The sequence below is a fragment of the Klebsiella sp. P1954 genome (assembly GCF_018199955.1).
In the GTDB taxonomy this organism is placed as follows: Bacteria; Pseudomonadota; Gammaproteobacteria; order Enterobacterales; family Enterobacteriaceae; genus Klebsiella; species Klebsiella pneumoniae.
The window spans coordinates 5,075,702-5,092,902 of record NZ_CP073373.1 but is presented as its reverse complement, the minus strand read 5'-3'; the positions used below and the strand labels follow the sequence as shown (position 1 = coordinate 5,092,902).

Below are 17,201 nucleotides of genomic sequence, written 5' to 3'. Positions count from 1 at the left end.
CCCCTCAGCCGCTGATCCCCAGATATGCCTTACGCACCTCCGGGTCGTTGAGCAGCGTCTGGCCGCTACCGCTCAGGCGGATCTGGCCGTTCACCATCACGTAGGCGCGGTCCGACAGGTTGAGGGCATGGCGGGCATTCTGCTCCACCAGAAACAGCGTCATCCCCTGGGCCGTCAGCTCGCGCAGGATCTGAAAAATCTGCTTCACCACCAGCGGCGCCAGCCCCAGGCTCGGCTCATCCAGCAGCAGCAGGCGCGGTCGGCTCATCAGCGCCCGGGCGATGGCCAGCATCTGCTGCTCGCCGCCGGAGAGGGTCATCGCCCGCTGTCCCCGCCGCTCTTCCAGCCGGGGGAACAGCTGGTACATTCGCGCCTTGTCCTCGGCCTGATAGCGGTTGCCAATGGCAATGGTCCCCATTAGCAGATTCTCCTCGACGGTCATATCGGGAAAGATGCGCCGCCCTTCCGGGGCCTGGGCGATGCCGTTGCTGGCGATAAAGTGGGTCGATTTCCGGCTGATCGCCTCCCCGCGATAGAAAATCTCCCCGCCGGCAATGCGCGGCTGGCCGAAGACCGACATCAGCAGCGTTGATTTACCGGCGCCGTTGGCGCCGATCAGCGCCACCGTCTCCCCCTCGTTGACGGTGAGGGAGACCTGCTTCAGGGCCTGGATCGGCCCGTAGAAGACATCCACCTCATTAAAGGCAAGCAAAGGCTGGCTCATCGGCGCGTCTCCTCTTCCTCAGCGCCTAGATAGGCGGCAATCACGCTGGCGTTGGCCTGGATCGCCTGCGGCGCGCCGCGGGCGATGACGTCCCCGTGATCGAGGACGATGATATGATCCGAAATCTCCATCACCATCCCCATATCATGCTCGATCAGTAGCACCGTAATGCCGTGCTGCTGGCGCAGAAAGCGAATAATCCGGCTCAGCGCCTGGGTTTCCACCGGGTTGAGACCGGCGGCCGGCTCGTCCAGACAGATCATCTCCGGACGGGTGCACATGGCGCGGGCGATCTCCAGCCGCCGCTGCTGTCCGTAGGAGAGGGTCCCCGCCAGACGGTTGGCGCAGTCCACCATCTCCACCACCTCCAGCCAGTAAAAAGCGCGATCCAGCGCCTGACTCTCCGCCTGCCGATACCCACGGGTATTGAGGATCCCGGCCAGCAGATGGCGGTTGACCTGGGTATGCTGGGCCACCAGCAGGTTCTCGATCACCGACATCTCGCGGAATAAACGTATATTCTGGAAGGTGCGCGCCAGGCCAGCGCGGTTCACCAGATGGGTGCCACCGAACATCTTGTAATAGATCCGCCTCCCCAGCTGCGCCGGGTGGAGAAAATCGTCCGGGTGAAGCTTCTGCCCCAGCACCTGAATAACATCGGTGACCTTTTCCCGCGCCCGCAGCACGATACTGCCCCCCGTCGCCCGATAAAAACCGGTCAGGCAATTAAACACCGTGGTCTTGCCCGCGCCGTTGGGGCCGATCAGGGCGGTGATCGACCCCCGCTCCACCTCCAGATTGACATCATTCAGCGCTTTGATGCCGCCGAAATGCATCATCAGATGCTCAACGCGTAAGATGCTGTCGGTCATGGCGCGACTCCTTTTCGCAACGCAACCCCGCTGCGGCTGGTGCGCACCAGGCCGCGCGGCCGCCAGATCATCATCATCACCATCAGCACGCCGAACAGCAGCACCCGATATTCGTCAAAACCGCGCAGCAGCTCCGGGGTGACCGTCAGAACAAACGCCGCCAGTACCACACCCAGGGTGGAGCCCATTCCCCCGAGCACCACAATCGCCAGGATCAGCGCCGACTCAAAAAAGGTGAACGACGTCGGGTTAACAAACCCCTGATAGCTGGCGAAGAACACCCCGGCGATCCCGGCCGTCGACGCGCCGAGCATAAACGCCGAGAGCTTCACCAGCACGTGATTGAGCCCCATCGCCCGACAGGCGATCTCATCCTCGCGCAGCGCCTCCCAGGCGCGGCCGATGGGCATCCGCGTCAGGCGATGCTTCACCAGCAGCACCAGCATCACCACCAGACACAGCACGGCGTAGAGAAAGATGAATTTCAGGTTGGGGTTGTAGCTGACGTGGAAAAACTCATGGATGGGGATGCCGCCATCTTTCGCCCGGCGGGTAAACTCGAGGCCAAACAGCGTGGGGGATGGCACCGGTACGCCGTTAGGGCCGCCGGTGAAGCTCACCCAGTTGTTAAGCACCAGGCGGATAATTTCGCCAAAGCCGAGGGTGACGATGGCCAGATAGTCGCCATGCATACGCAGCACCGGAAAGCCCAGCAACGCCCCGGCGAGGGCCGCCATCACCGCCCCCAGCGGCAGCATCGCCCAGAAGCCGAGGCCCAGGTACTGGTAGCCCAGCGCCAGGCCGTAGGCGCCGATGGCGTAAAACGCCACATAGCCCAGATCGAGCAGGCCCGCGAGGCCCACCACAATATTCAACCCCAGGCCAAGCAGAACGTAGATCAGCCCAAGAATGGCCACGGTCAGCAGATATTTTGTGGCGAGAAACGGAAAGACAATGGCCAGCCCCACCAGCAGCGGTATTATCCAGCGCAGCCGCGAGCGGTAGCCCGGCGGCCGGACGTATACCCCGTCATCCGCCCCCTCAAAGCGGGCAATAAAGGCTTTTCCCCTGTGGCTCTGCAGCAGCAGACTGAGCGCCAGCCTGCCGGCCATCACCACCGCCACCAGAATCGCCACCCGCGCAGGCGCGAGGGTAAAACCATACCCTTTGAGCACCACGCCGACGATCGGACCAAAGACAATTAACGCGCAAAGGCCGGCCAGTACGCTGTCGATCAGCGCGTTTTGGATAGCCCGCGCAGGCTGGCGCGTAATTTCACCCATAAAGCCTCCTTAGACCTTGGCCACCAGCGGACGTCCCAGCAGCCCCTGCGGGCGAAAAATCAGGATCGCCACCAGCAGCGCAAAGGAAAAGACATCTTTGTAATCCGAATTCACCAGCCCGGCGAACTGGGCTTCGGCCACCCCAAGCAGCAGACCACCCAGCATCGCGCCAGGCAGCGAGCCGATCCCGCCCAGCACCGCGGCGGTGAAGGCTTTGATGCCGATAATAAATCCGATATAGAAGTCGAAGGTGCCGTAGTTCATGGTCACCAGCACGCCGGCCAGACCGGCCATCGCCGCGCCGATGACAAACACCAGGGAGATCACCCGGTCGGTATTGATGCCAAGGATCGCCGCCATGCGCCGGTCCTGCTGGGTGGCGCGGCAGATGCGCCCCAGCCGGGTATACTGAATAATCCAGGTCAGGATAAGCATCCCCACCAGCGCCGCGACGAGAATAAACACCTTGGTCCAGGTGATCTGCACTACCCCATCGCCCACCGTCATGCGCAACGCGCCGCTAAGCAGCGTCGGGATCCCCTGCTGGTTCGGCCCCTGGCTCAGCTGGACATAGTTCTGCAGGATCAGCGACATCCCGATAGCCGAGATCAGCGGCGCCAGCCGCGTCGAGTTGCGCAGCGGCCGGTAGGCGATGCGCTCGATCGCCCAGCCGTATACGCCGGTGACCACGATGGTGAACACCAGAGTGGCGAAAATCAGCAGCGGAAAGGAGTGGATCCCGAAGAAAGAGAGCAGCGCCAGGCCGATGGCGCACAGGTAGGCGGAGACCATATACACCTCGCCGTGGGCGAAGTTGATCATGCCGATGATCCCATACACCATGGTGTAGCCGATGGCGATTAAGCCGTACACTGCGCCCAGCGTCAGCCCATTGATCAGTTGTTGCAGAAAAAACGCCGTCATAGCCCCTCCAGCCGCCAGGCAGACGGCCGCCGGGTTCCGTTCCCGGTCAACCGCCGTCATGTGACAATTCGCAAGTCAAAAGGACAGAGCGTCCTCAGGTCGTGGCCGATCAGAGCTGGTGATATTTGCCCTTGTCGTCCCACTGATAGACCACGTAGTCGGACACCTTGAGGTCGCCTTTGCCATCCCAGGCTTTCTTGCCCATCACCGTCTCGACGTCGTGGCTCTTCAGCCAGTCGCTGGCTTTGGCGTTATCGGTACCGACGGCGTTCCAGGCCGCGGCGATAGCCTGAATGGAGGCGTAGGCGTAGAGGGTATAACCTTCCGGCTCAAAGCCGCTGGCGCGGAACTTCTCGATCACCGCTTTGCCGTCCGGGAGGGTGCGCGGATCCTGACCAAAGGTCATCAGCACGCCGTTGGTGAACTGCGGCCCGCCGGCGGCCGTGACCAGCTCCTCGGTGACGATACAGTCGCCGGAGAAGAATTTGGCCTGCACCCCCTGCTCGCGCATCTGGCGCACCAGCGGGCCCGCTTCCGGATGGCAGCCGCCAAAGTAGACCACGTCCGGCTTGAGGGCGCCGATCTTGGTCACCAGGGCGTTAAAGTCTTTTTCACCGCGGGAAAGGCCTTCGTACAACACTTCTTTGGTACCCCGCTTCGCCAGCGCCGCGCGGGTGGCATCGGCCAGCCCCTGACCATAGGTGTCTTTATCGTGGATGACGGCGATTTTCTTCGCCTTCAGCACGTCCAGCATATAGTTGGCGGCGATCGCCCCCTGCTGATCGTCACGACCACACATGCGGAAGAGATCTTTCATGCCGCGCTCGGTGATCTGCGGGTTGGTCGAGCCGGGGGTAATGGTCAGGATCCCGGCTTCGTCATATACCTCGGAGGCCGGCATCGTTGAGGAAGAGCAAAAGTGCCCCACCACGGCGGAAACTTTCGCTTCATCCACCAGCCGGTTGGCCACCGCCACCGCCTGCTTCGGTTCGCACGCGTCATCCCCCTGCACCAGCACAATCTTTTCGCCTTTGATGCCGCCGGCGGCATTGATATCGGCCACCGCCTGCGAGGCTCCCTTCCAGTACTGGGCGCCGTAGGTGGCGTTGGGGCCGGTAAAGGGCCCGGCGACGCCGATCTTCACGTCTGCCTGGGCGTAAAAGGCCATGCTCATACAACCTGCTATCACAACATGAAGCGTCATTGTTCTCAGTTTCAAAGACATTCGGATATTCCTCAGCGATGTAAAGCCTGGCGTCATCGAATGACGCAGAAAATATCACTTACCGTGTGGTGCCGACGTTGGCGCAGCGCCAGGACGGCCAGGGTGGAAGAAGCAAAAATCCCGCCAGGAAGGAGTGGAACACCGGAGAACAGTCGCCCCGGTCGGTACGCACGCGACGGCAACCCGTGCCGCATCCGGCAAGGGCGCATTCCCTTTCAGGTCAGGAGATCGGTTGCCATCACGTGGCGAGCCGGACAACGCGGTATCCGTACCGGCCCGTGAGCTAAACATAGATGCAGTTAGCGGTCGCTGCGCGCCGGCGTGGTGCAAAAATGCGAATATGATCAACAGTGGTGATTATTTTGTTGCGGTAATGTGAAGATGATAACAGGAGAGCCCGTAAAGGCTCTCCTGTGGCCCGGTGGCCGCTCAGAGTTGGCTGGTGAACGTTCGGGAGATCACATCCTGCTGCTGTTCGCGGGTCAGCGCGTTAAAGCGGACCGCATAGCCGGAGACGCGGATCGTCAGATTCGGATACTGCTCCGGGTGTTCTATCGCATCGAGCAGCTTTTCCCGGTTCAGCACATTGACGTTGAGATGCTGTCCCCCCTCCACCGTCTCCTCGTGGTGGAAGTAGCCGTCCAACAGGCCCACCAGGTTGTTTTCCTGCGCTGACGGGGCTTTGCCGAGCGCCGCCGGCACGATGGAGAAGGTATACGAGATGCCATCTTTGGCGTAGGTAAACGGCAGTTTCGCCACCGAGGTCAGCGACGCCACCGCCCCTTTCCGGTCGCGACCATGCATCGGATTGGCCCCCGGAGCGAACGGCGTCCCCGCCCGACGTCCGTCCGGGGTGTTGCCGGTTTTCTGGCCGTATACCACGTTGGAGGTGATGGTCAGGATCGACTGGGTCGGCACCGCCTGACGCCAGGTGGGGAGCGCCTGAATTTTGCGCATAAAGCGCTCCACCAGGTCGCAGGCAATGGCATCGACCCGATCGTCGTTGTTGCCGTACTGCGGATAGTCGCCTTCAATGACAAAGTCCACCGCCAGCCCGTGGTGATCGCGCACCGGCTTCACCCGGGCGTACTTTATCGCCGACAACGAATCCGCTGCCACCGACAGGCCGGCGATGCCGCAGGCCATCGTGCGGTAGACGTCGCGGTCGTGCAGGGCCATCAGCGCCGCCTCGTAGCTGTACTTATCATGCATGCAATGGATGATGTTCAGCGCGCTGATGTACTGCACCGCCAGCCAGTCCATAAAGTGGTCGAGTCTGGCCATCACGGTGTCGTAGTCCAGCACCTCATCGCGCAACGGTGCGGTTTTCGGCCCCACCTGAATCTTCAGTTTCTCATCCACCCCGCCGTTAATCGCGTAGAGCAGCGTTTTGGCGAGATTGGCGCGGGCGCCGAAGAACTGCATCTGCTTGCCGATCACCATCGGGCTGACGCAGCAGGCGATGGCGTAGTCGTCGCTGTGAAAATCGCTGCGCATCAGATCGTCGTTCTCATACTGCAGCGACGAGGTGGCGATAGAGACCCGGGCGGCATATTTTTTAAACGCCGCCGGCAGCGCTTGCGACCAGAGCACGGTCAGGTTCGGCTCCGGCGCCGGGCCCATGGTGTGCAGAGTATGCAGATAGCGGAAGGTGGTTTTGCTGACCAGGGTGCGACCATCCAGCCCCATGCCGCCCAGCACCTCCGTCGCCCAGATGGGATCCCCGGAGAACAGCGAATCAAATTCCGGGGTGCGCAGGAAACGCACCATGCGGATCTTCATGATGAAGTGATCAATGAGCTCCTGGGCCTGCTCCTCATTCAATAAACCGGCGCGCAGATCGCGTTCGATATAGATGTCGAGGAAGGTGGCCGTGCGCCCCAGCGACATGGCGCCGCCGTTCTGCGACTTCACCGCCGCCAGGTAGGCGAAGTAGAGCCACTGCACCGCCTCCCGGGCAGTGCGCGCCGGGTGAGAGATATCGCAGCCGTAGCGGGCCGCCATCTCCTGCATCTGCAGCAGCGCGCGCCGCTGTTCGGCCAGCTCTTCGCGCAGGCGCAGGGTGGCCTCCAGCGCCTCGCCGCGCTCAAGGGCCGGCTGCAGGTCGGCAAACTGCAGCTCACGTTCGCGGACCAGGTAGCGAATGCCGTACAGCGCCACGCGGCGGTAATCGCCGATGATCCGTCCGCGGCCATAGCCGTCCGGTAGCCCGGTCAGCACCCCGGATTTGCGGCAGCGCAGCATATCCGGGGAATAGACGTCAAAAACGCCCTGATTGTGGGTCTTACGCAGCGCCGTAAACTGATACTCAAAGTCAGGATCCATTTCGCGACCATAGGCCTCGAAGGCGCTTTTGATCATCTTGATGCCGCCAAAAGGATGCAGGGCGCGCTTCAGCGGCTGGTCCGTTTGCAGGCCGACGATCTTTTCCAGCGGCTGGTTGATATAGCCCGCCGCGTGGGCGGTGATGGAGGTGGCGACATTGGTGTCGAAATCCACCGGCGCATGGGTGGCGTTCTCGACGCGGATCCCGGCCATCACCTGCTCCCAGAGGGCGGTGGTCGCTGGCGTCGCGTCGGCGAGGAAAGACTCATCGCCCTCGTAAGGGGTGTAGTTATGCTGAATAAAGTCGCGAACGTCGATCTGCGTTTGCCACGCCGTACCGCGAAAGCCCAGCCAGGCGTCAGCGTATCGTACATCCTGGGTATCGATATCTACTTTCATGAACATCGTCTCTCTACAGAATAAAAAGTCAGGCCAACGCCGCCGCGGTGTGGATCCGGCCTAAGCGGATCGCATCGAGGGCAATCATGCGCTCTTCATTGGTAGGAATAACCGCGCAGCGCACCCGGCTGCCGTCGGCGGAGATCAGGCGCTCGCCGGCCGAATTGGGCTGCTGATTGCGGGCGGCGTCCATCGCAAGGCCAAAGACCGTCAGCCGTTCGCTCACCAGCCGACGGATCAGCACCGAGTTCTCGCCAATCCCGCCGGTGAAAATAATGCCGTCGAGACGCTGCAGCGCCGCGGCGTGGCCGGCAATATGGCGGGCGATACGATGGACAAAGGTTTTAATCGCCAGGCGGGCGCGGGCATGGCCCTCATGCCACGCCTGCTCCAGCACCCGCAGGTCGGAGGAAAGACCGGAGATCCCCAGCAGGCCGGAGGCGGTGTTGGCTACCCGCTCCAGGTCGCTGAGGGTCTGCCGGGTTTCCCCGGCAATCCACGCCATGGCGCCGAAGTCGACATCGCCGCTGCGGGTGCCCATCATCAGCCCCTCCAGCGGCGTCATCCCCATCGAGGTGTCCACGCTGCGGCCGTTACGCACCGCGCAGATCGAGGCGCCATTGCCCAGGTGGGCGATCACCAGGCCGCTCTCCTGCTCCGGCAACCCGAGCAGCGCCAGGGCGCGCTGGGACACATAGCGGTGCGAGGTGCCGTGGAAACCGTAGCGGCGTACCCCGAGATTCTGGTAATACTCCCACGGCAGACCATAGAGAAAAGCTTCCGGGGCCAGGGTCTGGTGAAAGCTGGTATCAAAGACCGCCACCTGCATCACCTCCGGGAACAGCCGCTGCGCCGAGGCGATGCCGCTGAGACTGGCGTAGTTATGCAGCGGGGCCAGGGACGATACCTGGCGAATGTTATTGATAACCTCCTCGCTAATAATGACCGACTCGGTGAACAGGTCGCCGCCGTGGGCGACGCGGTGGCCAATCAGGGCCACGCTGTCGATGAGGTCGCGTTGGGCTAATGCTCCGGCAATCGCCTGCAGGGCGCCTTCGTAGCCGCGCTGCGCCAGCGCCACCGGCTCGCCGCCGTTGAGCGAGAGAGATGCCCGTTCCGCGTTGATGCCCTCGGCCACGCCGTTGAGCAGGCAGTCGCAGCTTGCGGCGTCCAGGACGGAAAATTTGATCGACGACGAGCCGCAGTTAATCACCAGTACTACCGGAAATTCAGTCATGTTGTACTCCGCGTGGCCTGAGCCGGATTAGAACAGTTTGTAAGCAATGTTGAGGATGGTCAGCAGACCGATAGCGGTCACAAAGAGGTTGTCGAGACGGCCACGGTATTTGGCCAGCGAAGGCGCTTTACGAATGGCGTACATCGGCAGCAGGCACAGCAGCGAGGCGATAATCGGCGCGCCCATGGCCTCAATCAGGTCGAGGATATTGGGGTTGGCATACGCCACCACCCAGGTCGAGCCCATGATGAACACCATGCTCAGGGTATTGAGCTTGCCGCTGGAGACCCGGGTTTTATCCCCTTTATAGCCAAAGCGCAGGATCAGACCGTTCAGCCCCTCGAGCGTGCCGAGATAGTGGCCGAAAAACGATTTGAAGATGGCCACCAGGGCGATGATCGACGCGCCATACTCCAGCAGGGTGGCAAAGGTGGATTTGGTGCCCGACATCGAGGCAAAGTGGTTCGCCAGATAGGAGAGCACCGGGATATTCTGCGCCTTGGCGTCCGCCATGTTCTGCGGTGAGAGGGTAAACAGGCAGCTGAAGGCGAAGAACATCACCACCGCCACCATCAGCATGCTGGCCCGGGAGATGATCTGTGAGCATTTGCGTTCGGTATACTCGCGGCCAAACTGCGCTTCATACTCTTCGCGTTTGGAGACCACAAACGAGGAGACGATCGGCGAGAAGTTGAAGGAGAACACCATGATGGAGATGCCCAGCCATACCGTCACCAGAATGCCGTCGTGACCGGTTAAGGCGATATCGCTGAGGTTGACCTGGTCAATCACCGCGCTATTCCAGTAGGGGATCAGGGACAGGGAGATCACCACCAGGCTGGCGATAAACGGCCACACCAGATAGCTCATCACCTTGACCATCAGGTCTTTACCAAACCAGATGACAAACGCCATCAGCAGCAGCAGGAGCAGCGCCACCACCCCGCGGTTGAGAGCTGGCATCTGCAGCTGGTTCTCCCAGAAAGTCATAAAGGTATTGGTGATCGTGACGCCATAAATCCACAGCAGTGGGCAGATGGCGAAGAAGTACAGAAAGGTGATCACCACCCCGCCGGTTTTGCCAAAATGCTCTTCCACCGTTTCGGTGATATTGCCGGAGGGGTTAGCCCCCGACAGGCATAGCCGGGCCAGGGCCCGATGGCAATAAAAGGCGATGGGATAGGCCAGCACCAGCATCACCAGGATCGGGATCAGCCCGCCGAAGCCGGCGCGGATCGGGAAAAACAGCACCCCGGCGCCGATAGCGGTGCCAAACAGGCCCAGGGTCCAGGTGGTGTCAGATTTACGCCAGGACGAAAGGCTTGTCTGGCTGGATGCAATGCTCTCAGTCGTACTCATATCCTGTCCTCACTTATGTATTGAATTAAGCGTCAACAAAACCGGTAATTTGCGATACCCGGGAGAGATCGATATTGCCCCCGGAAATCAGGCTGACCGTTTTGCGGTTCTGGATATAGCTGTCGAGTTTGCCGCTTAATAACGCGGCGCAGGCTAACGCCCCGGCCCCTTCGGTGATCACTTTATTGCGCTGAATTAAGGCGACCATGCTCTGGCGAATGTCATCCTCACTCACCAGGACGATGTGATCCACCAGCTGGCGGGCGATTTCATAGGTCAGTTTCCCCGGGCGGGCGACGTCGCAACCATCGGCTAAGGTGCCGGCGTGGCGATGGCTGGTGATTTCCCCGGCATACCAGGAGGCGGCCATGCCGTGAACATTCTCCGACTGCACGCCGATAATGCGGATTGTCGGGTTAATGGATTTAATCGCAATCGCGATACCGGCAATTAAGCCGCCGCCGCCAATGGGCACGATGACATTATCCACGTCATACAGATCTTCTAATATTTCGAGTCCAATCGTCCCCTGCCCGGCGATAACCTGCGGGTCGTCATAGGGGGGAATAAAAATGCGGCCCTCAAGTTCAACAATATCGCTGGCTTTGGCAAGGGTATCGTTAAAGTTATCGCCATGTAGCACCACTTCCGCCGAATAATCACAGGTGGCGGCAACTTTCGATTTCGGCGCCCCTTTCGGCATCACCACTTTCCCGTCAATGCCGAGCATGGCGCAGGAGAGCGAGACGCCCTGGGCGTGGTTGCCCGCTGAGCAGGCCACCACCCCTTTGCGTTTTTCCGCCGCGGTTAAACCGCACAGTTTATTAAAGGCGCCGCGAATTTTAAATGAACCCGTGCGCTGCATATTTTCGAATTTAAGAAATATTTCGCCCTGGCAGCGCTCGCTAAAATAATTCGAACGGGGCATGCCTGTTTTATATATTTTTCCCCCGAGGCGTTGTTTCGCTTCGAGAATATCGTCAATAGATACCGGAAGATCGTAGGTAATATGCATTATGGCCTCTGTATCTTAATATAAAGTCAATGACCGGGCGTCATCCTGCTGATAACAGCGAGGACGTGTGTTGGATTATTTAACGACTTTCAGTTACGCAATAATTTGTAATGGCTGCCAGTGGCGGTTGCCCTGCCCCGAGGAATAGTGTTTCGCCATCTCCACCAGCGACGCCGCGGCGGTTTTTAACCGGTAATTTTTCGACCATACCGCCGCATAGCGCGCCACCGGCAAGGCCTCTTTAATGGGGATGGTGACAAACTGGCTCGAGCCAAACGGCGTGGTCATGTCGCAGGGGATCACCGTCAGAAAATCGGCATTGAGCACCAGGTTATAGATCGTCACCACCGAATCGGTATTAACGATATTTTCACGGCGGATACCGCTGCGCTGCAGGGTGGTCAGCAGTTCGCTGTAGTAGCCCATATTGGTCTCCGGCAGCACCCACTGCTCGTGCTGGAGCAAGGCCAGGCGGACGGTGCCGTTGCCGATCCGCGCCCGGTTCGCCACCAGCACAAACTCAGACTCAAACAGCGGCTCGACGTGCAGGTCCTGCAGTTTCATCTCATCGCTCAGCGTCCCGATGGCGAAGTCGAGGCGCCCGTCGCGGATTGCCGGCAAAAAGGCGGAGAGCTGCGCCTCATACATCGAGACCCGCGCCTTGGGGAAAGTCATTTTAAACTGATGCACCATCTCCGACATAAAGGTAAACCCGACCAGCGAAGGGAAACCAAAGGAGACATCCACCACCGCGCTGTTGGTCAGAGCATTCATTTCATTGACCATATTTTTCATTTCACGGGTGATCGCTTCTGACCAGTTGAGAAATACCTGCCCGGCCTCGGTGAGCGAGACGCCGGTATTTCGCCGGACGATTAATTCGCTGCCAAAATAACTCTCCATGTCGCCAATAATTTTACTGACCGCCGGCTGAGTGAGTCCTAACGCTTTTGCTCCGGCCCCGATTGACCCGCTGCGGATCACTTCCTGGAAAACTACCAGATGCTGTGTTTTAGGCAGAGAAAAAGTATTCATCACGTCTCACTTTCATTCCTTTGTTGACGGCGGAAAGTGTAACAAATCGCAATTGCCGGGTTATGTGAGAGCTCTCACAAAGGCTCCGCCGCGGCGGATAAGCAGGATCCACGAGCCAGAACAAGTAAAGTAAAATCAATATATTAAAAGCATCATGAACGCTATTTGCGCGCCTTTTGCCGTGGCCGAATGCGGGGATAAAAATAATTGATGGCGATAACATCGACGGCGAAATGGCGATAAAAAATACGCCTTTTGTACGTTATTCGACCCGCGCTATCAGGGTGAGAAGAAAGCCGAAAATTAAATTAATGCTGTAAAGAATAAAAAGCAGACGTAATAAACGCCATTATTTAACGACAAGCCGGTCGGGCATCACATTTTATCCCCGGCGGTTGGGGAAAATGCACGGTCATTATTTACACCAAAGAAACATTAAATTCACAATTTCTCTTTTGGGTCGCGATAGGCAGCGATCTTTTTTCCGCCATAGCGCAGTTGGTCATACTTTGATTAAAATCAACCCTGGTAATTTATCTTTTACGACGGCCATTGGAGAGTCATTTGTGTTGCCGATCACAAATCCATAAAACAACGACCCGGCCTATCGTGAAGAGATGATCCCGCGGTTGCGCCAGCAGCTTAACGAGCAGCTGATGAGCGACCAGCTGGCTGTCGACCTGCTCTCTTCCTATCTGCGAATGGATCTCAGCGCCCAGCCGTGGGACCAGCCGCTATAGCCCGCCCCGGCGCAGATCGCTGGCCCAGGCATTTCGCCTATAGCTGGCTGACCCCCAGCGCCGCGGCCTCATCCCGCCACGCCAGCAGCGGCGCATAGGCCTCCCGCGACATATCGCTATAGCCGCAGATCAGCAAGGCGTCGCACAGGGAACGATAGCGATCATCGCTTACCAGCTGCTGGAGCGCCTCGCGCAGGCTATTCAGCGTTGCCGCCGGGGTGGCGCCGGCGGTGATCAGCGGCAGCCCTGGCGCGGCCGGGCTCCAGCCGATCGCCACCAGGCCAGCCAGAGCCTGCGGCTGATGGCGCTGCAGCAGAGCGTAGGTCACGCAGTCGATGGCGGCGATATCGGCGTTTTCCTGCTGCAGCTCACGCAGCGACTGCCGATGGCTGCCGCTGAACATCACCGCTGAAAAAAAACGCCCCTCCCGGGAGAGCGGCGCGACCATTTTACGCAGTACGTTGTAGCCGGACTGCGAGTGCTCGGCATTGCACACCGCCCGACGGCCCAAAAAGTCCCCCAGCATCCGGTGGCTATCCGCTTCGCGGACCACCAGCAGGCTGCGATAGCGGCGCCCTTCGCAACCGGGCGCAGCGCAGTGGAAGCAGCCCACCGTCTGCACCTCCGGCAATTGGGTCACCAGCGGGTAGCCACAGGTCTGGCTCAGCAACAGCGTCGGCTGGCGCCAGTGAGCCAGCAGATCCCCGGGGTCAGCCGCCGGAGGGTCCCCCGCCACCATCACGCCGCGTTCGGCCAACAGCGACTGCACCGCCTGCCACAGGGCCTGGGTCTGTTGACGGTGGATGGCATACATCGGAAAGGTCATGCGTTCAGCCATGTTCTCCTCCCGCCTGCGCCTGCTCGCCAAAGCCCGGATGGGCGTTCACCGCCACCGCCCGGCGGCTAAAATGGCGTCGCCACTCGCCGTACCCGCGCACCAGGAACCCCTGATTACGCTGCAGATACGCCGCCTGGCGATGCAGATACAGTTGACGTAAAGCGTACCAGGGGACCCCTGGCAGATCATGATGCACCGCATGGTAGTTGAGATTGAGGAACAGCGCCCGCCAGGGGAGCCCGGCCTCGTTGATCACCGAGCGGGCTAGCGGGTCATCCGCGGCGCGGTGTTCGAGAAAAGAGCGTACTTTGGTCAGGGCCAGCGCCGGGTAGCTCACCGCCAGCACAAACCACAGCGGAGAAAAACCCTGCGCCGCCATCCAGGTCAGCAGGCCCGTCAGCAGCAACAGATGCAGACTCCACATGGCGATAGCGCGGCGGTCGCCCTCGCGGAAAGCCCACAGCGCGCTGTTCAGGGTGTGAATAATATCCATCATCGGCGCCAGCAGCAGACGCCCCCAGAAGGTGTTGCGCAGGTGGATAAGGCGGCGCTGCCAGGCTGAGAAGCGCTGCCAGCTTTCCGCCGTTACGTAGTACGATTCGGGGTCATCCTCAGGGTGCGTCAGCAGATGGTTGCGATGGTGCGCCAGGTGGCTGTCGCGGTAGACGCCATAGGGATACCAGACCGCCAGCGGCAGCGTCCCCAACAGCTGGTTAAACCATGCCAGCCGGGTGGGATGCCCATGGATCAGCTCATGCTGTAAGGACATATACCAGGCGGTAAACCAGATCAACAGCAGCGTGGCCGGAAACAGTCCCAGCGTCCGCCAGCCCGCCACGCAGGCAAACCAGCCGCCGTAAACCGTCACAATCAGCAGCCAGGTCGGCAGCTCGCTGCGCCACAGCCAGCCGCGCGCCAGCTGGCGGATCAGGATGCGCTGTTGGTCATCCACATAGACAGCCGTCTTCTTTTCCGTCACTTCCGATACCTTGCCGTGTTGCCTCATTCCCACCGAAGATGTGAGATAACACATTAAATAACAAAGTATTTAATTGACTTAGCTTTGCCAAAAAGCGCGTTTGTGTTCAACAGGGCAAAGAGAATACCGTCCATGGCGCAACAGGTTGGCGGTGTTTACATTGCGCTCGATTCTCGCTGCCGTTGTACTTGTAACTGTTTGAAGATCTCCTCAACTGCCATCCGGTTATGATACTTCGCCTGAAGACTATAATCGTATTTTGTTAATGCGCGGTCCCAGTAGGTGGCAACAGCCTGCTGGACTTCAGGGAACGAGAGTAACTGAAGACCCACTTCAAACTCACCCTCAAACCAGATTTGCTGCGCGTGCGATAAGGCTGTTTTATAAATTGGTTTTTCAAACCCTCCTTTATGGTCCGTTACCCACTGAATAATATCGGGATAGTCCATGATAAGCTCATCTGCTAATAACATATGAATTTGACAATCGCGGGACCGCGTTGAAAAAGCGACTTCGTGGCTATGGATACTAAGCGTAAAATACCGGGACCATCCGCTATGCGCCCCTGGGAACAGACTAAACACCCAAACCCCTTCTTTATGTCGCCATTTCTCACAACCGGCGATAGCGAATAGTTTTACCAGGTAATCTCTCAACCCCTGGTGATGAAAAAGTCGGTCGATTTTAGGTTTAGTCGTCAACGGTTGTTGATCAAGGCTGGCAAGATGATGGGCAGCCAGTTCAGGCGTGACATTAAATAGCTCTTTCTGATTTGCAATAGTCCGCACGCGAGAATCGCGAAAAAGATAGTGCAGCCAGGTTTCGACATTATGCCAGTCAGGTACGCTACGGTAGTCTGCTACCCGCCATGGGGCATATAAACAATAGGGTGGCTGGGTATTAATCTCCTTACACCGCTTCTCTGGCAAATAATCCGTGCCACCAATTTTAATATACGGTGTTTTATCTGATACCAGTATATATACGTAGCCATACGTATTTTCATTATTCATACTGCCTCCTGCAACATATTCTCCTCAGTTACAACAGAATACGGTATGGCATGAATGCTTTAATTATCCTGGTATCACATATTTCTTATTACGTTTCACCGAACCTGCGTTTCGGTTGTATATCACGTTTCGTTCGCGGGCTGACCTCCTGTTGGCCTTCGCACCACAATTAAATGCAGAGAACCTCGCCAGACGTGCAACGTACTCAGATACAACGCAGGAAAATACTTAGTACAGCCCGAAAGCCCCTTTCCCAGGCCGGACAAGAACAGCGGCGTCGCTTTTGTGCCGGGCGGCGGCTGCGCCTTGCCCGGCCTACAATCCGTGCGGCCTGTCGTTAATTTTTTTACCGCTGTTGCTGAAACTCGCTGTAGTCGGTCTCAACACCACTGATACTTTACCGCCAGGTCGAGGATACTTAAGGACTCCAGCGCCTTACCCGCCTTCGCGCCGACGATACCGGCGGAGCGTCACAGCGACTACTCCTCTTCCCGCTCCGCTGGCGCCCAGGTCGGCAGAGTCTGGAAGGTGTGCAACAGCCCTTCGGACCACGCCTTGCGAATGCGGTTGAAGTAGGGATCGCTGTCGGTGATGCGATGCTGCCCGGCACTGCTGAAGCTGCCGCTGCGGTAGAGCAGCGTATCCAGCGGCAGGCCGACGGACAGATTACTGCGCAGCGTCGAATCAATGGAGATCAACGCGCAGCACATCGCCTGCTCCAGCGGCGTGTCGATGGTCAGCACCCGATCGATGATCGGTTTGCCGTATTTGCTTTCGCCAATCTGGAAATAAGGCGTGTCGCGGGTGGCTTCAATAAAGTTGCCCTCCGGATAAATATGGAACAGACGATGGGTTTCGCCGGCGATCTGGCCGCCAAGCAGCAGGTTGCAGTTGAAGTTGGTGTTACTGCAGGTCTGCTGGTTGCTGCTGTCGCGCTGGATCACCTCCAGCAGCGTTTTACCGATCAGCATCGCGGCGTCGTAGAGGGAAGTGACCTGCATCAGATTCGGCTCCTGCTGGGTACGGATGCGCGCGCTGAGCAGGCTTATCACGCTCTGGGTGGTGGCCAGATTGCCGGCGGATTGCAGCACCAGCACCCGTTCCCCCTCCTGATGGAAAACGTGCAGCTTTTTAAAAGTGGCAATATGGTCGACGCCCGCGTTGGTGCGGGAGTCGGAAGCAAACACCAGTCCATCCGCCAGGCACATGGCCACACAGTAGGTCATTGCGGTT

At 59.1% G+C, this 17,201-nt stretch carries 17 protein-coding genes; 3 read left to right on the top strand and 14 right to left on the bottom strand.

The window, feature by feature from the left end; genetic code table 11:
- Nucleotides 1-4: 4 nt before the first annotated feature.
- From KB890_RS24460 to KB890_RS24440, 5 genes are all read right to left on the bottom strand, one after another.
- Nucleotides 5-724: an ABC transporter ATP-binding protein gene (locus tag KB890_RS24460; protein WP_004175491.1), complete on the bottom strand. Its 720-nt coding sequence runs from the start codon at nt 722-724 to the stop codon at nt 5-7.
- Nucleotides 721-1,596 carry an ABC transporter ATP-binding protein gene (locus KB890_RS24455; protein ID WP_004148803.1) on the bottom strand — a complete coding sequence of 292 codons (876 nt, stop codon included), beginning with the start codon at nt 1,594-1,596 and terminating at the stop codon, nt 721-723. Before KB890_RS24455 ends, KB890_RS24460 begins: the two co-directional genes overlap by 4 nt.
- The gene (gene livM / locus KB890_RS24450) at nt 1,593-2,879 is read right to left on the bottom strand and encodes a high-affinity branched-chain amino acid ABC transporter permease LivM (RefSeq protein ID WP_004148804.1); all 1,287 of its coding nucleotides are present in this window, start codon (nt 2,877-2,879) and stop codon (nt 1,593-1,595) included. The genes KB890_RS24455 and livM overlap by 4 nt, the downstream gene beginning before the upstream one ends.
- Before the next feature lie 9 nt (nt 2,880-2,888).
- Nucleotides 2,889-3,803, bottom strand: coding sequence for an ABC transporter permease subunit (locus tag KB890_RS24445; protein WP_004175489.1), 915 nt, complete (start codon nt 3,801-3,803; stop codon nt 2,889-2,891).
- A gap of 109 nt (nt 3,804-3,912) precedes the next feature.
- Complete coding sequence (locus tag KB890_RS24440) at nt 3,913-4,971, bottom strand: branched-chain amino acid ABC transporter substrate-binding protein (RefSeq protein ID WP_004189329.1); 1,059 nt, start codon at nt 4,969-4,971, stop codon at nt 3,913-3,915.
- Between the two features lie 289 nt (nt 4,972-5,260).
- On the opposite strand from KB890_RS24440, the gene KB890_RS24435 reads away from it, so the two are divergent.
- Nucleotides 5,261-5,407: a hypothetical protein gene (locus KB890_RS24435; RefSeq protein WP_004225356.1), complete on the top strand. Its 147-nt coding sequence runs from the start codon at nt 5,261-5,263 to the stop codon at nt 5,405-5,407.
- A gap of 50 nt (nt 5,408-5,457) precedes the next feature.
- Here KB890_RS24435 and pflB read toward each other — a convergent pair whose 3' ends face one another.
- From pflB to tdcA, 5 genes are all read right to left on the bottom strand, one after another.
- On the bottom strand, nt 5,458-7,752 hold the full coding sequence (gene pflB, locus KB890_RS24430; protein ID WP_004180412.1) for a formate C-acetyltransferase: 2,295 nt from the start codon (nt 7,750-7,752) through the stop codon (nt 5,458-5,460).
- 28 nt (nt 7,753-7,780) lie between these two features.
- The gene (tdcD, locus tag KB890_RS24425) at nt 7,781-8,989 is read right to left on the bottom strand and encodes a propionate kinase (RefSeq protein ID WP_004175486.1); all 1,209 of its coding nucleotides are present in this window, start codon (nt 8,987-8,989) and stop codon (nt 7,781-7,783) included.
- A gap of 27 nt (nt 8,990-9,016) precedes the next feature.
- A complete protein-coding gene (tdcC, locus tag KB890_RS24420) occupies nt 9,017-10,348 on the bottom strand; it encodes a threonine/serine transporter TdcC (RefSeq protein WP_004145486.1) in 1,332 nt (443 codons plus the stop codon).
- A 25-nt stretch (nt 10,349-10,373) separates the two neighbouring features.
- A complete protein-coding gene (tdcB, locus tag KB890_RS24415; protein WP_004180413.1) occupies nt 10,374-11,363 on the bottom strand; it encodes a bifunctional threonine ammonia-lyase/L-serine ammonia-lyase TdcB in 990 nt (329 codons plus the stop codon).
- A gap of 93 nt (nt 11,364-11,456) precedes the next feature.
- Nucleotides 11,457-12,398, bottom strand: coding sequence for a transcriptional regulator TdcA (tdcA, locus tag KB890_RS24410; RefSeq protein ID WP_020324950.1), 942 nt, complete (start codon nt 12,396-12,398; stop codon nt 11,457-11,459).
- Between the two features lie 176 nt (nt 12,399-12,574).
- Between tdcA and KB890_RS24405 the strand changes: the two genes are divergently transcribed.
- On the top strand, nt 12,575-12,718 hold the full coding sequence (locus KB890_RS24405) for a hypothetical protein (protein ID WP_004219597.1): 144 nt from the start codon (nt 12,575-12,577) through the stop codon (nt 12,716-12,718).
- A gap of 297 nt (nt 12,719-13,015) precedes the next feature.
- Nucleotides 13,016-13,138, top strand: coding sequence for a nitrilotriacetate monooxygenase (locus KB890_RS24400; protein WP_004145488.1), 123 nt, complete (start codon nt 13,016-13,018; stop codon nt 13,136-13,138).
- A gap of 37 nt (nt 13,139-13,175) precedes the next feature.
- On the opposite strand, the gene KB890_RS24395 is transcribed toward KB890_RS24400, so the two are convergent.
- From KB890_RS24395 to KB890_RS24380, 4 genes are all read right to left on the bottom strand, one after another.
- Complete coding sequence (locus tag KB890_RS24395) at nt 13,176-13,976, bottom strand: phosphate/phosphite/phosphonate ABC transporter substrate-binding protein (protein WP_004180414.1); 801 nt, start codon at nt 13,974-13,976, stop codon at nt 13,176-13,178.
- Nucleotides 13,969-14,955, bottom strand: a complete 987-nt coding sequence (locus KB890_RS24390; protein ID WP_020324956.1) for a fatty acid desaturase — start codon at nt 14,953-14,955, stop codon at nt 13,969-13,971. Before KB890_RS24390 ends, KB890_RS24395 begins: the two co-directional genes overlap by 8 nt.
- 155 nt (nt 14,956-15,110) lie before the next feature.
- Nucleotides 15,111-15,968 carry a GIY-YIG nuclease family protein gene (locus KB890_RS24385; RefSeq protein ID WP_004180416.1) on the bottom strand — a complete coding sequence of 286 codons (858 nt, stop codon included), beginning with the start codon at nt 15,966-15,968 and terminating at the stop codon, nt 15,111-15,113.
- Between the two features lie 479 nt (nt 15,969-16,447).
- A complete protein-coding gene (locus KB890_RS24380; protein WP_004175481.1) occupies nt 16,448-17,194 on the bottom strand; it encodes a proteasome-type protease in 747 nt (248 codons plus the stop codon).
- Nucleotides 17,195-17,201: the final 7 nt, after the last annotated feature.